General features: G+C 50.3%; 13 protein-coding genes. 2 read left to right on the top strand and 11 right to left on the bottom strand.

Features of this window, described 5'->3' with window-relative positions:
* Positions 1–530 precede the first annotated feature (530 nt).
* The 9 genes from P8S54_RS05050 to P8S54_RS05090 all read right to left on the bottom strand — a co-directional run bounded on the left by P8S54_RS05050 (position 531) and on the right by P8S54_RS05090 (position 9,765).
* Positions 531–1,787, bottom strand: a complete 1,257-nt coding sequence (locus P8S54_RS05050) for a hypothetical protein (protein WP_281443489.1) — start codon at positions 1,785–1,787, stop codon at positions 531–533.
* 72 nt (positions 1,788–1,859) lie between these two features.
* Complete coding sequence (locus tag P8S54_RS05055) at positions 1,860–2,639, bottom strand: Wzz/FepE/Etk N-terminal domain-containing protein (RefSeq protein WP_281443490.1); 780 nt, start codon at positions 2,637–2,639, stop codon at positions 1,860–1,862.
* A gap of 574 nt (positions 2,640–3,213) precedes the next feature.
* Entirely contained in the window at positions 3,214–4,347 is a 1,134-nt protein-coding gene (locus P8S54_RS05060) for a porin (RefSeq protein WP_281443491.1), read from the bottom strand.
* A gap of 265 nt (positions 4,348–4,612) precedes the next feature.
* Positions 4,613–5,425 carry a ProQ/FINO family protein gene (locus P8S54_RS05065; RefSeq protein ID WP_281443492.1) on the bottom strand — a complete coding sequence of 271 codons (813 nt, stop codon included), beginning with the start codon at positions 5,423–5,425 and terminating at the stop codon, positions 4,613–4,615.
* Between the two features lie 20 nt (positions 5,426–5,445).
* On the bottom strand, positions 5,446–5,985 hold the full coding sequence (locus tag P8S54_RS05070; protein WP_281443493.1) for a dihydrofolate reductase: 540 nt from the start codon (positions 5,983–5,985) through the stop codon (positions 5,446–5,448).
* Positions 5,982–6,812 carry a thymidylate synthase gene (locus tag P8S54_RS05075; RefSeq protein WP_281443494.1) on the bottom strand — a complete coding sequence of 277 codons (831 nt, stop codon included), beginning with the start codon at positions 6,810–6,812 and terminating at the stop codon, positions 5,982–5,984. The genes P8S54_RS05070 and P8S54_RS05075 overlap by 4 nt, the downstream gene beginning before the upstream one ends.
* 106 nt (positions 6,813–6,918) lie before the next feature.
* Positions 6,919–7,722, bottom strand: a complete 804-nt coding sequence (lgt, locus tag P8S54_RS05080; RefSeq protein ID WP_281443495.1) for a prolipoprotein diacylglyceryl transferase — start codon at positions 7,720–7,722, stop codon at positions 6,919–6,921.
* 55 nt (positions 7,723–7,777) lie between these two features.
* Positions 7,778–8,575, bottom strand: coding sequence for a sulfite exporter TauE/SafE family protein (locus P8S54_RS05085; RefSeq protein WP_281443496.1), 798 nt, complete (start codon positions 8,573–8,575; stop codon positions 7,778–7,780).
* A complete protein-coding gene (locus P8S54_RS05090; RefSeq protein WP_281443497.1) occupies positions 8,572–9,765 on the bottom strand; it encodes a response regulator in 1,194 nt (397 codons plus the stop codon). Before P8S54_RS05090 ends, P8S54_RS05085 begins: the two co-directional genes overlap by 4 nt.
* Positions 9,766–9,911: 146 nt before the next feature.
* Between P8S54_RS05090 and P8S54_RS05095 the strand changes: the two genes are divergently transcribed.
* The gene (locus P8S54_RS05095) at positions 9,912–10,685 is read left to right on the top strand and encodes an NRDE family protein (protein ID WP_281443498.1); all 774 of its coding nucleotides are present in this window, start codon (positions 9,912–9,914) and stop codon (positions 10,683–10,685) included.
* On the opposite strand, the gene ptsP is transcribed toward P8S54_RS05095, so the two are convergent.
* Together ptsP and P8S54_RS05105 are read right to left on the bottom strand one after the other, a co-directional pair.
* Positions 10,668–12,929, bottom strand: a complete 2,262-nt coding sequence (ptsP, locus tag P8S54_RS05100) for a phosphoenolpyruvate--protein phosphotransferase (RefSeq protein WP_281444065.1) — start codon at positions 12,927–12,929, stop codon at positions 10,668–10,670. The two genes, P8S54_RS05095 and ptsP, sit on opposite strands and share 18 nt — an antisense overlap.
* Positions 12,930–13,013: 84 nt before the next feature.
* Positions 13,014–13,508, bottom strand: coding sequence for an RNA pyrophosphohydrolase (locus P8S54_RS05105; RefSeq protein ID WP_253501893.1), 495 nt, complete (start codon positions 13,506–13,508; stop codon positions 13,014–13,016).
* A 173-nt stretch (positions 13,509–13,681) separates the two neighbouring features.
* On the opposite strand from P8S54_RS05105, the gene P8S54_RS05110 reads away from it, so the two are divergent.
* Entirely contained in the window at positions 13,682–14,338 is a 657-nt protein-coding gene (locus tag P8S54_RS05110; RefSeq protein WP_281443499.1) for an HAD family hydrolase, read from the top strand.
* Positions 14,339–14,404: the final 66 nt, after the last annotated feature.

The raw sequence follows: 14,404 nt of genomic DNA on the forward strand, positions 1-14,404 counted from the left end.
TCTCTGTTCTCTGTTCTCTGTTCTCTGTTCTCTGTTCTCTGTTCTCTGTTCTCTGTTCTCTGTTCTCTGTTCTCTGTTCTCTGTTCTCTGTTCTCTGTTCTCTGTTCTCTGTTCTCTGTTCTCTGTTCTCTGTTCTCTGTTCTCTGTTCATTGTTCATTGTTCATTGTTCATTGTTCATTGTTCATTGTTCATTGTTCATTGTAAATATATTATCGATAAGCTATTAATATAGGCGAGAGATGGCATCAAGGTTTAAGGATAATCTTTATCACCCAGCAGAGCAAAGCTGTATACCTATTTAAATATTACAATCAGACTACGCGCTATAACTGATTTTTCCGATGTCTGTTTCGAAAACGCGAAAAAAGATCCAAATCACGTTAATCGTTAGCTTTGGCACTATAATAACGAACGCCCTAATTTTTGTCTTGGAAAAATCAACTCACAAAGTAATTTTTTTGTTATAATCTCAAATCTATTATTAAACTCTCTAAAACGGTGGACTACCAAGCTTACGATGCCAGCAGGATCATTTGGACCAACGATCGATTGCTATTCTTTTAAACCTAGAATAAGCCATACTTTTATATACAAGCATAATAGCAAAAGCACAACATAATGCTAAGGGTATGCCGTAAATTGGAAGAAGTATTGAAAACAAAGCCGCAAACATGAAGAAGCTTATAAACGCAATTATATGACTTATTATAATATGTCTATCGACTGACATAGCATACAGTCCGTAATGTGGAACCATGCTCATAGCAAAAAATATAATGGCTATTAAAAGCACATAAAGAATATTTACGTTCAGAGTATATATTTCTTTTTGCAGTAAAAAAAGCATAGGGTGAATAAGCAATGCTGCTAAAACACACAGTATAAAAGTTACTAACAAAGTTTGCCGAAGCAAATTTTTCATCCCATCGTTATAGCTTTTAAGGTCTTGCTCTTTATAAGCTCGTATGATTTTCGGATATAAAAAAACAAATACTGCCGCATCCAAGAATGACATCACTGTATTAGCCACACCTGCATACAGGACATATGCTGCAAGTACATCTGTTCCCGAAAGATTTTGAACCCAATATCGATCAATTGTAAACATACCGCGAAGTGCTAGCGTTGCTACTAGTAAAGGAAAAGCCACTTTAATTCCACGACTAATCCAATTCCAATTAATCGACTTACTTAAGCATCTTCGGTCTAGCGCCAGCAACGCTGTTGAACCTAGCAAACACGCCACCAGTGCTCCTAAACACCATGCAATGAATACAAAATCAAGAGATTGAGTTTCAGGTAACAACCAAAAAAAGATAGCAACAATGAAAGCCCAAAGCCCAGATCGCAAAAAAAGCACTATGCTGGCAAGCAGCTGGCGAGACATGGCTACCAACAACCTATTCAACTCTTGAGCGAGATGTTCCAGTACAAGTATGGCAAAAAACCAAGGTGCTACTGACCAAGGCAAAAGCTCAAAATAAAAAATTAAAAAAAGTAAAGGCAAGACGGCAAGATAAATTCCTACAAAGAATACGCCTTGATCACGTAGCAATCTAGCCCACTGCTTTTGCGAACTACCGATTAACTCTCGTGTACTATAGGAGTAAAAATCAAAGCCTAGACCATAAAGCGAATAGCCAATGGTAGCTACCAACAAGCCGTATAGCGCCACTTCAGCTGGTTCAAGAAAAAATGCTAGAAAAAATAGCAACGAAAATTTAGCTAATAATGTGCTAGCACGTAGTCCAAGGTTAATTAATCGCTCTAAAGGGAATGCTGGCACAAAGCTTATCCCATATAAATACAAGAGATGAAAGGGAACGCGACATTTCTTTTGTCTACTTCAGCAACTATCTTAGGAAGAATCCTTCACCATACTTTCCCTGACCAATGCAATAAACTGCGATAAAAAGGCTGCCATAACTGATACCATACCTCCCAGCATGAGTGCTAAGGCCATCATCAGACTACGGTTTATACCCGTAGCCTCTAGGCTCTGTACCGACACTTGCACTATTTGGCCTTCTCTTAACTGAGAAATACGCTGCTGTATATCAGCAATAAGCTTAATGCTATTTACGACCTGATCACTGGCCCTTTCTCCACTCGATTGTTCTGCAGCTTGCAATACATTTTCAGCATTCTGCAGCTGCTGTTCAAGGCTGGAGCGATACATAGTAACGCGCTCTTTTTGATCTTCTGCAACTTGAGCCAAGAGTGATTCGTGCATTTGCATTACTAGCCCTGCATTTTCTGCCGTCGCTTCTGATCCCAAACGTATCAACAGTGTATCACCTGGGTTAGTGACCCTAACCTCAAAGGGCAGCCTCTCTAATGCTTCCAATTCTCTTTGCTCACGTGTTACCGGGCCTATATAGAGGTTATTAATCTTAGCAACTACTGAATTTGGTGCTTCTAAAGCACTTCCTGGTTCTTTCTCTGCAACCTGATAAATTGATACATACTCATAGGTACGCTCTTTCAACATTAAGTAGGTCAAGGTGCCAAGCACCACAACTAAGAACATGATCAACATGATCTTCCAGCGTTTGATGAGTATCTTAGCAAGATCAACCAATGTGATTTCGTCTTGCGAAGAGTTGTAATGTGGTTCATAAGGAGGAGACTGATTCATACTATTTCGCCGATAAAGAATGAAAGCTAGAGACACGCTACCGCCCGGGGATTATCGGACGCATTCCCTTGCCCTGAAATACTCAATGCGCCACGACGCTATGATGAGCCTGGCACTACAGAGGCTATAAGAGCAAGGTTTTATGAGCGCTTAATAATACTTAATTAGCTGCAAAAAGTCCATGCTATCTACTGAACAAGCCATCAATCCACTGCTGTCAAAATTACAGCAGGATGTATGTTAGCACTTTTTACTCTAAACATTTTCGCAAATTTAGGTAGGAATTATCTAGTCGTGAACTGCGCCTGCGTAAACATAACACGGGGTTTTGCTAACAGTGGCGTATAGTAAAAACGAAACCAGCGTCGATGGATATTTGCAATTTTGCAAAACAGGCTTGCAGAAGCGCACACTTAAAATCTTAATCCATTGATTTATGAATATATTTTTATGATTGGAGTTATCATAATACTCAAAATTTGAGCATATATTCTAAAAAAAACCGGCCTCAAAGAGACCGGTTCTATTACTGCTTTTAGCGATTACTGCTTAAAGCGAAGCGTTTTAGCCAGGCTTAGAAGTGGTAACGAGCGCCTGTCAGCCAGTAAACGTCGTCGCCATCGGCGCGATCAACACTGATACCATCGCCGCCACCTACAGTAATATCAACTGACTGCTGATCAGCCTGGTGTAGCTCGGTAAACACGTCAAAGTTGCTGGAAACTTTGTAGTAGGTACCCAGCGCCCAAGCAGTGCGGCTGTCAGCGTTATCACGATCTACATTGTAGATATCGGCATTAAATGCCCAAGGACCAGTGGTGAAAGTACCACCCAGACCTACAGTGTCGAAACCGCCACCACGCGTGCTGTTGTCATCACGAGTTTCATAACCCAGGCGGGCAGAGAACTGGTCAGTAATAGCGTAAGAACCGATTAGGCCGTAACGCATTTCACCGTTACCGCCGTCGCCACGCGCTACATCTTCAACAAAGCCCAGACCAACTGTCAAAGGGCCTTCAGCGTAACGAACACCACCTTGGGCTGCTACTAACGATCCTTGCTCAGTAGTCTGAGGGGCAGCAGCACCACCTAGGTTGCCCTCATTACGCAGACCACGCTCACTGAAGTGCTTCAGCTGCAAGAAGGCAGTGAAACCTTCCAGATCAGGCGTGTAGTAACCGATAGAGTCGCCACGTGACTGGGTCGGGTGACCAGCGAACTCTAGACCACGGTCGATGTAAACATCGAACGGCAGAGAAACAAACTGGTTGTACATAGAGTCAAAGTTACCGGCTTGGATTGTACCAAACTGGTCGCTTTGCAAGCCTAGGTAAGCTTGACGAGTTTCAGAGAAGGCTGAGAAATCGTTACCGTTACGGTTGCCAGACTCATCAGCACGGAAACGCCATTCAACACGACCAAAAGCAGTCAGGTCACGAGAAACTTCCTGGCTCATGCGCAGACCAAGACGAGAGTAAACGTCTACAAACTCAGCGCCATTGTTGACAGAAACATTTTCGCCAGCGCCAGCAGCTTGCTCGGCATCTGTAGAAGAGCGGTAGGCAGGGCCACCACCGGCGATACCGACTGCGATACGGCCATAAACGTCAAGTTTGGTGCCGTCTTGGTCGTATACGGTAGCTGCTTGAGCGGCAGCAGAGGCACCGAGGGCGCCAATGATAGCAGTCGCTAAAAGTGTCTTTTTCATGATGTAGGTTCCTTAACTAGCTTACTGTTTCGATCGTTTTTACAAGCTTTCAAAAATGAAGCCTGCAGTTGGCTTGCGGGTCATGCTCTTGTTCCATCCTCCGGTTTTTCCCGGTGGTATGTGGCATGTCCTCAGCTAAACCTTGTTATATTCCAATGCTCGCAGGTCAAACTCTATACCGTGAACCCAATGAACGCAATAGAAAAAAACAGTGTTTTTTTACGATTTATGCTTTTTTGGGGAACCCAGCTAGACTTGCCCGGTCTCAGTGGCCTTCAAATTTCTGCTGAAGACCTTTTAGTTTTTCTTCTAAACTTATCGGCTTTGCTTTACTTCCTTGCGAGGGGAGCAGCCCAGCATTTTTATCGCCATGCTTATTAAGCGGTTGCGCGGTAGTTCCGCTATTTTCTGCTGAAGCTACCATTGTAGCGGCGTTTTTCGGTTTCGCCGCATTTTTCTGCGGGTCTATAGCCGACTCATCAGAGGGCCGCTCTTTTCGCCGCTGGCGGGCGTGTAAAGAGGCTTCTTTATCAACCTTTCCCACTGGATTACCATCCAAGTCGAAGCGCTCTACGCCCTCACGCATTGATTTTACGTAGCGTGGTAAATTCACGTAGTTAGCAAGCGCTCGCCGAATTAATTTACCCGACCAAGGCTCCCGCTGAGCAAGGTCGTGATGAATACCAATCTTAAGCGGTTTGGTGTGCCCTTTAAAAAAGGCCTTCGGATAACGTTGGTACCACTGGTTTAGAAGCGCTTGGGGTGAAGGTGCTTCCGCTTCTTTTGCAACTTCGTGCACAGTTTCTTGTGCAGCTTCTTTTGCAACTTCACGCCCTACTGTTCTTTCTGCAGCGTTACTCTCGCCTGCCTCCGGCCCTGGCTTTTCGTGTTGCTGGGGGATGCTTTCTGGCGCTTCCAAAGACGCTTCAGGGGCGGGTGTAGTGTCATTGGGTTTGCTTTGGGCAGCCAGTTGCTGCTTGAGCCAGGCATTCTCTTGGCGAAGCGTTTTTAGCTCGGACGTTGTGCGCTCAAGATGCGCCTCTAATGATGCTAATAAGTGCTGTACGCTGGCGGCCATGCTCCCCTCCTTTGTCCTAATCAGTCGTTGAAGCGCTCGTATACGACGAAATCATAGTGGGGCTGCCCCTCCGCTGGGCTTCCTGCCACCCGCTGCACTTCGCGCCATTCCTCCAGAGAGAACTCTGGGAAGGACGCATCGCCATCAACATCAATGTCTACTTCAGTAATATAGAGGCGTTGCGCAAAAGGTAGCGCCTGACGATAAATCTCACCGCCTCCCATCACCATGATCTCTTCAGCCGCTTCAATGGTGGCCTGCTGATCAGCTAGCTCCAGCGCCGTCGGCAGATCATGGCATACCCGCGTGCCAGCTGCCTGAAAATTTGTATCTCGCGTTACCACGATATTAAGCCGGTTAGGTAGCGGCTTGCCAATAGACGCATAGGTTTTACGCCCCATGACCAGCGGCTTCGCTTGGGTCATCCGCTTGAAGAACTTTAAATCTTCAGGCAAATACCAGGGTAGTTTGCCATTCACGCCAATGACACGGTTTTTCGCCATGGCAACAATCATAGCGATCGGTACTAGCGAGTCGAATTCGCCCTCTTGGGAGCTCATACGGCCACCTCCGCTTTTATATGGGGATGTGAATCATACCCGGTGATCTCTATATCCTCGAAGGAGAAATCAAATAAGCGGGTTACCTGATCATTAAGCGTAAGCTTAGGCGCCGCCAGGGGCGTACGTGTTAGCTGCTCTTGGGCTTGCTCCAAATGGTTGCTATATAAGTGTGCATCGCCGAGCGTATGAATAAATTCACCGGGTTTTAAGCCCGTTACGTGGGCGACCATACTAAGCAGCAGCGCATAGCTTGCAATATTAAACGGCACGCCTAGAAAAATATCCGCACTGCGCTGATAAAGCTGACAGGAAAGGCGCCCGTTAGCCACATAGAATTGAAATAGGCAGTGACACGGTGGCAGCTTCATTTCATCTACCTGGGCGGGGTTCCAGGCAGACACAATCAACCTACGCGACTGGGGCGACGTGCGAATTTGCTCTAACACATTGGCAATTTGATCTACGCTGCCACCCTTAGGGTTTGGCCAGCTACGCCATTGATAACCGTAAACAGGCCCTAAATCGCCGTTTTCATCCGCCCACTCATCCCAGATGCGCACGCCATTTTCTTGGAGGTAGCCAATATTGGTATCGCCTTTCAAAAACCACAGCAGCTCATGGATGATAGAGCGTAGATGCAGTTTTTTGGTCGTTAGCAGCGGAAAGCCACGAGAGAGGTCAAAGCGCATTTGATGGCCGAAAATTGAGCGCGTGCCGGTACCCGTCCGGTCGTTGCGATCAACGCCTTCCTCTAACACAGTGCGCATTAAGTCAAGATAAGGCTGTTCAAGCGCTTCTTTCGGCGTGGGCGTTGTTGCAGTCACAGAATTTCCAGATTGTCAGGCAGTGTGGGAATGTATTCTATACATGGAAGCCATATGCGGCCAGAAGCTATGTGCGACCTGGGAGTCGCACATAGCTATTCACCGCTTACGATTTACTTACGTCAGTTTTGGCGTCGACAGGGTTATTGCGTGACCACGCAATCAAGTAGAGGCCAAACGCGATCATTGGTAGCGTTAGCAGCATCCCCATGGTGAACCAACCGAAAGCAAGATAACCAATATGCGCATCGGGCATGCGTACAAACTCCACCATAAAGCGGAATACGCCATAGCCCAGCAGGAACAGCCCCGACACAAAGCCGCGCGCACGAGGCTTGGAAGATACCCACCAGAGAATGACAAACAGCACAACGCCTTCTAACAGCGCCTCATAAAGCGCCGAAGGGTGGCGTGGCTCAGGCCCCATACCTGGGAAAGGCATCCCCCATGGCAGCGACGTTACCCGCCCCGGCAACTCATAATTGATAAAGTTGCCTATACGCCCAGCGCCTAACCCAATCGGCACTAACGGCGCTATAAAGTCGGTAAGGGTAAAAAACGCCAACTGCTTGCGGCGTGCAAACAGCCAAGCGGCGAGCAGCACACCCAGCAGGCCGCCGTGGAAGCTCATACCGCCATCCCATACCCGGAAAACCCAAAGGGGGTCTGCCGCCCACTGCTCCAGGCCATAAAATAGCGCGTAGCCTAAACGCCCACCGGCCACTACGCCGATGGCACAGTAGAACAGTAAATCGCCAATATCGTCTTTCGTGAGCCCTATGCGCGGCGCTCGCTTACAGCCTAACCACCAGGCAGCTACAAACCCGACCACGTACATTAAGCCATACCAATGAACTTGCAGCGGACCCAGTGAAATTGCAACCGGGTCAATTGTTGGGTAATTGATCATCAAAAATCTCTAAGCGAAAAGAAGTAAAGCGGCCAACACGTGAGCCGAAAAGCCATCATGCCAAAATGAAGCGAAGCCCTACGACTGCAAGCAGCGCTGCAAATGAGAACCGTAGCGCTTGGGCTGGAAGCACATGGGCAAGTTTCACCCCTAACCTTGCAAAGGGCACGCTGGTTAGCACAATCCCTAGAAAGGCTGGCCACATAACAAACCCCGTGGCCCAAGGGGGTAGCAGCGGATTACCCCATCCGACGATGATAAACGTAATAGCGCCTACCACCGCGATGGGCAGCCCACAGGCAGCTGAAGTGCCTACCGCCTGGGTCATGGAAGCACCACAGCGCGATAACCAAGGAACCGTCATTGCCCCGCCACCAATCCCAAATAGTGCAGAAATAGCGCCTACGACACCACCGGCTACTGTCATCGCGGCCTTACCAGGCAACCCCACCCCCGGTTTAGGGTTAAGGCCTAGCACCATTTTGACTGCCAACAGCAGCACAAAGATACCAAACAGAGTACCCAAAACAGTGCCCGACAAATTACCGGCAATAAATACACCGCCAATCGCCCCCAGCATTAACCCAGGTAGTAACGCCATAAACCAGGGGCGGTGCACACTTCCCTTGCGAAAATGCCCCAGCGCTGAAGAAGCGCCGGTTATCACGATGGTAGCCAGCGAGGTACCCACCGCCAAATGCATCGTGATTTCAGGTGCAATGTTTTGCAGGCCGAAGGCAAATACCAGCGCAGGCACAATGATAAGCCCCCCGCCAACGCCAAATAGCCCCGCCATTGTGCCTGCTGCCGCCCCTAAAACTAAATAACTTGCAATAATAGCCACTACTGTCATGAGGTAGGTGTCTCGTTGTTTATATTAGGTACCCATTTGGTAATCATGCCCACGAGCGTTTCGGGCTGATAGGGCTTAGCAAGCACATCGTCTAACCCGGCGGCCTCACAGGTATCACGCCTGGCATTATCAACATTTGCGGTTAACGCGACCAGCACGCTGCGCGGGCTATCATTGTCATGCTCATAGTCGCGCCAGCGTTGCGCAGTTTCAAACCCGTCTAAGGTTGGCATAAAAATATCCATGAACACCAAATCATAAAACGTGGTTTGTTGTCGCTCTAATGCCTGCTCGCCGCTGCTTACCCCTTCTACATAAAGCCCTTGGGCCTCAAGCATTTGCCGCGCCAGCATTAAATTTACGGGGCCATCATCCACCACTAGCACTTTAATCTGCCGTTTGGTGCTGGCTGGCAACGCCTGATCACCTCCTGCTTCGCTAGCACTTTGCAGGGCAAAATTAGCCAGCAGAGCACGAATATCAGCCAGCCGGTCTTGCACGTGGCTAATGTCTTGATGGCACTCTTTACACTGGTCTTTCTGCATTAAGTCATCCAGATAAGCAAACAGATTATCGGCTTCCCGCTGTAGAAGTGTTAAGTAGCCTGATTTCAATCGTGATTCTTCTCGCGCACGGTCTCGCCCCGCCATAAGGTGCTTAAGCTGTTGTTGCTGTTGATGTAAATTTTCAAGCAGCGCTGGATCCTGCTTGGGTTGCTCAGCCGTTGGCGGTATAAATGGCGCTTTGTCTTGAATACTCACTAGCTTGGCAAGTATCTCGTTGACGTGTGCCACCCGCTGTAGCGGCAAAAGCGGCTCAGTGCCCATGGGCGTAATTGGCTGTTCACCTGATGGCGGGTGCGCCAAGGTATGGCTAAGCGCCTTGGTATGACTAAGTGCCTTGGTGTTGCGCTCAAGTACTTTTAACTCATGCATGAAGAGCACATCTATCCGCTTGGCCCGGCTTTTAAGCAGCATAAGGAAGGCAGCCACGTTCATGCAGCTACCTAATAACAGGGTAAGGGTAAGCCAAAGCGTTGTGCTCCATGACGTTTGATTTGGCGACATCCCCCAGATAACGAGTCCCACTGACACACACAGCATGACCAGTGCGACTTGCACAAGCAGCAAAGGCCAAAGAATCGGCCATGTAACGGCATTCCAAAAGTGCTCTCGCTGATAGGATTGCATGTTCAGAGTCCTGAGTTGCGGTCAAGCATCGGTGGTCAAACATCCTGTTCTAAGGTTAGTGTACGTCTACACACCAACGCTGTCATTCCGCTCTTGTAGAGGTTGACGCTGTTGCTCACTGAATCTAAAGGATGACAGAGTTCGCGATGTGCTTAATAACCTTTGCCTGGCACCCAGGCAGCACCCAACCGCTTCGCCTAGCGGCGAACCGCGATGAGTTTCACGCACGCCCCACGGCGCCTTTAGCCTTTTGGGATGAACCCCATGGGCTGATCGGCGGACGGGATTTAGAAGCGGGGGGCACTTGGCTGGCGGCGAACCAGCAGGGTCGGGTAGCCGCACTAACCAATGTACGCGACCCCCGTCTTGCTACGCCGGCCAACGCACCTAGCCGGGGGGAACTGGTGGCGAGTGCCCTTCAATGTAGCGACATTGATGCTTGGCTGATAGAACTGGCTAACACCGAGGCGAAGCACTACGCCGGATTTAACCTGCTCGTCGCTACAACAGAACGCTTATGGCATCTGCATAGAGGTTACGATGGCACTCACCTGACCGAGATCGCCAGCGGGGTGCATGGCCTTTCCAATGCGACGCTAAACACTCCCTGGCCAAAGTTAACCGCCGTAAAGCAGGTTTTAGCCCATAGCCACCCTGATAACTGGCGCCACGCTACTCAAGAGGCCTTGCACAGCCCACGGGTAGCACCTGACACCAGCTTGCCCGATACGGGAGTTGGCTTATCGCTTGAACGCCAGCTTTCTGCCGCCTTTATTATCGGTGAACAGTACGGTACTCGGGCGACAACGTGGTTAACGCTCAATCAGCAGGGGGAAGTGGCAATGACCGAGCAGCGCTTTGGGCCGCTCGGCCGTTTTGAAGGGGAAACGACACTCTCAAGTTCAGTCTCGCGGGGGTAATAGATGCGAAAGCTGCCATTCATCCATGCGCATATTTAAATGGGCATGCACTTGAGCGGGGGTATCCTGCTGCATAATTTCTTCAAGCAGCTGCTTTGCATCCGTAAAGCTTACTCGGCGAATCGCCGCGCGTACTTTAGGCAAACTGGGGGCGTTCATGGAAAGGCTCGTGAACCCCATGGCCATTAATAACAGCGCCCCGGCAGGGTCCCCTGCCAGCTCGCCACACAGCGAAATAGGTTTATCCAGCCGCTTGGCATCTTGGGAGAGCTCTTGCAGCGCACCGAGAAGCGCTGGGTGCAGCGCATCGTAAAGGCTTGATACTCGCGGGTTGTTGCGGTCTACCGCTAGCAGATATTGCGTTAAATCGTTGCTACCCACTGAGAAAAAATCAACCCGCTTGGCTAACGCATCCATTTGATAAATGGTCGCGGGTACTTCGATCATCACACCCACCTGGGGCCGGATTACGGTGGTACCCTCCTCACCTAACTCGACAATAGCACGATCCAGCAGGCGCAGTGCCTCATCGACCTCTTCTACATTGGTGATCATCGGAAAGAGTACGTAGAGGTTACCCAAATCATGAGAGGCTTTAAGCATGGCGCGCAGCTGCACCATCAATACTTCGGGGTGATCCAGGGTTACCCGCATGCCGCGCCAACCCAAAAACGGGTTAGCTTCCTCAATAGGGAAATATGGGAGGTCTTTATCGCCACCAATATCCAGGGTGCGCATTACCACCGGCAGCGGCGCAAAGCCTTCGAGCTGCTCGCGATACATCCGCATTTGCTCTTTTTCACCGGGAAAGCGCTCGGTAATCATAAACGGCACTTCGGTACGGTATAGCCCGACGCCACCAATACGACTTTTAAGCAGCGAACTGGCATCGACGGCTAAGCCCGTGTTGACCATCAGCGGCATAGAGTAGCCATCAGGCGTTTCGCTGGGCTGGTCTTGCTCGTGCTCCAGCACTTCACTGAGGGCTTTCTCTTCGGCGATTAAATTGGCGTAGCGGGTTTTCAGCTCTTCAGCGGGCCGCACAAACAAGCGGCCACGGTGCCCATCCAGCACAACGGGGGCGCCGTTTAAGCGCGGCAGCGGTAAATCCACCATCCCCAATACGGTGGGAATACCCATGGCGCGGGCCACAATAGCCACGTGAGAGGTGCTTGAACCGCGTACCGACACCAGGCCTTTCAGCTTATCCCGCGGCACTTCACCCAACATCGCTACGCTGATTTCGTCACCGACTAAGATGGCGTTATCAGGGTAGGTTTCAGGCGTTGAGGGCGTATCTTCCTGCAAGTGCGACAGCACGCGGCGGCCCAGGTCGCGAATATCCGCCGCCCGCTCGCGCAGGTAGTCATCATCGACACGCTCTAAGTATTGCACATGGCGGCGCACCACATCGGCCAACGCCCCAGGTGCCCACTGCCCTTCACGAATACGTTTCTCTACCTCTTCTGAGAGCGCTGCTTCACCAAGCATTTGCTGGTACACATCAAAGAGAGCAAGTTCCTGGGCAGAAATACGGCTTGCCAAGCGCTCACCCGCAGCGCGAATCTCACTGCGCGTTTTGCCGATGGCCTCTTTTAAGCGAGCAACTTCGTAATCCTGATCATTAGGGATCAGGTCGGGGACGCTATTGAGATCAGCAGGCGGGGTAATGACTACCGCTTCGCCCATGGCCATACCGGGGGATGCCGCCACGCCTTTGAACATGGCTTGGCCACCTGGCAGCGCAGGGCGGGAAAGATTACCCGTGGCTAACGCATGGGCTAGCACCCCTGCCAGCTGAGCAGCCATAGTTACCAAAAAGGCTTCGTCTTCATCATCGTACTGGCGTTTTTCAGCCTGTTGAACCACTAATACGCCAAGCATGAGGCGCTGGTGAATAATCGGCACCCCCAAGAAGCTTGAGTAGCGCTCTTCACCCGTGGCCTCAAAATAGCGAAAATGGGAATGCGCCTGGGCGTCTTCCAGATTAAGCGGTTCACTGCGCTTGGCGACTAGCCCCACCAAGCCTTCTCCCAGGGGCAGCACCACGCGGCCCACCGCCTGGGTACGCAAACCAATGGTTTCCATCAGCACTAACGACTCAAGCTCTTTATCGTAAAGATAAAAAGAGCATACGTCGGTTTGCATGGCCTTGCGTATGCGGCGAACCATGGTTGACAGCGCGGCATCGAGGTTTCGAGCGCCATTCACTTCCTGAATGACGCGACGTAGCACCTCAAGCATGGAGGTTTTACTTTTCACTATTATTTGCCTCGCTGAGGGATTTCCGGCTGGCTTTGCTGCCCCATCCTAGGCAGCAAAGCGCAATTACCCTTCGTTATCTTGTGCTAGGCGCTGTACACGCGGAGAAAGTTCTCGTAACGCGCGTCGATATACCTCTCGTTTAAACGGCACCACCTGCCCCAGCGGGTACCAGTAGCTTACCCAGCGCCAGCCATCGAATTCGGGCTTGGGCGTAGCCGTCATGCAGATTCGGTTCTCTTGACAGCGAATCCTAAGTAAAAACCACTTCTGCTTCTGGCCGATACAGACCGGTCGCGAGTGGGTACGAATCATGCGTCGTGGAAGACGGTAGCGCAGCCAGCCCCGGGTGCAGGCGACAATATCAACATCGTCGGCGGTTAGGCCGATCTCTTCGTGAAGCTCACGAAAAAGCGCTTGTTGTGGAGTCTCGCTTGCTTTAATGCCTCCCTGGGGGAATTGCCACGCATTTTGTCCTACACGACGCGCCCAGAGCAGTTGCCCCTGGCTGTTGGCAATAATAATGCCAACATTGGGGCGAAAGCCGTCAGCGTCGATCACGGACATCACCTTAATAAATTTTCAGTTATGTCCATTTTTCCACAAGGGAGACAGCCGTATCAATACAATATAACGCTAAGTGGTTAAACCAGGGCGACTCTGCGATAATCCGCCGCTTTGTGTCCCGCGATTAACACGCTATCAACCATCACATTAACCATAAGGGGAGCGCCGTGAGTCTGGCCATTTTCGATTTGGATAATACGCTGCTATCCATCGACAGCGATCACGCCTGGGGTGAATTTCTACTCGAACAGGGCGCCGTTGATCCTGTTGCTTACCGAGAAGCCAACGAACGCTTTATGGCCGATTACAACGCAGGCACCCTGGATATGGCAGCGTTTCTGGAGATGGCACTGAAGCCGCTTGCGGAAAACACGCCGGAACAGCTAGCCGCCTGGCATCAGCAGTTTATGGCCAGCAAAATTGAGCCGCATATTCTCCCCAAGGCCGAAGAGCTTTTGGCCCGCCACCGCACCAAAGGGGATACGCTGCTGATTATCACCGCCACCAACCGCTTTATTACTGCGCCAATTGCTGAGCGCTTGGGCGTTGATGATTTAATCGCGGTTGATCCTGAAATGATCGATGGACACTATACTGGGCGTGTGTCAGGGGTGCCGAGCTACCGCGAAGGCAAAGTCACTCGTTTAAAGCAGTGGCTTGAAGATCAAGACTTAACCATGGATGGCGCTTGGTTTTACAGCGACTCCCACAACGACCTGCCGCTGCTTGAGCAAGTCGAGCACCCCGTCGCCGTCGACCCCGACGATACGCTCCGAGAAGTCGCCGAAACGCGCCATTGGCGGATTATGAGTTTGCGTGATTGAGAGTGGTGAGTGGTGAGTGGTGAGTGGTGAGTGGTGAGTGGTGAGTGAAGCGTAGATGGTCAAAAA

The sequence above is a fragment of the Halomonas sp. M1 genome, assembly GCF_029581375.1.
GTDB lineage: Bacteria > Pseudomonadota > Gammaproteobacteria > Pseudomonadales > Halomonadaceae > Vreelandella.

Bases quoted from the DNA above. Each gene is read 5' to 3' on its own strand.
- ptsP (WP_281444065.1), bottom strand. From the start codon at position 12,929: ATGCTTGAGGTGCTACGTCGCGTCATTCAGGAAGTGAATGGCGCTCGA.
- P8S54_RS05055 (WP_281443490.1), bottom strand. From the start codon at position 2,639: ATGAATCAGTCTCCTCCTTATGAACCACATTACAACTCTTCGCAAGAC.
- P8S54_RS05065 (WP_281443492.1), bottom strand. From the start codon at position 5,425: ATGGCCGCCAGCGTACAGCACTTATTAGCATCATTAGAGGCGCATCTT.
- P8S54_RS05090 (WP_281443497.1), bottom strand. From the start codon at position 9,765: ATGCAATCCTATCAGCGAGAGCACTTTTGGAATGCCGTTACATGGCCG.
- P8S54_RS05095 (WP_281443498.1), top strand. From the start codon at position 9,912: ATGTGCTTAATAACCTTTGCCTGGCACCCAGGCAGCACCCAACCGCTT.
- P8S54_RS05070 (WP_281443493.1), bottom strand. From the start codon at position 5,985: ATGAGCTCCCAAGAGGGCGAATTCGACTCGCTAGTACCGATCGCTATG.
- lgt (WP_281443495.1), bottom strand. From the start codon at position 7,722: ATGATCAATTACCCAACAATTGACCCGGTTGCAATTTCACTGGGTCCG.
- P8S54_RS05085 (WP_281443496.1), bottom strand. From the start codon at position 8,575: ATGACAGTAGTGGCTATTATTGCAAGTTATTTAGTTTTAGGGGCGGCA.
- P8S54_RS05060 (WP_281443491.1), bottom strand. From the start codon at position 4,347: ATGAAAAAGACACTTTTAGCGACTGCTATCATTGGCGCCCTCGGTGCC.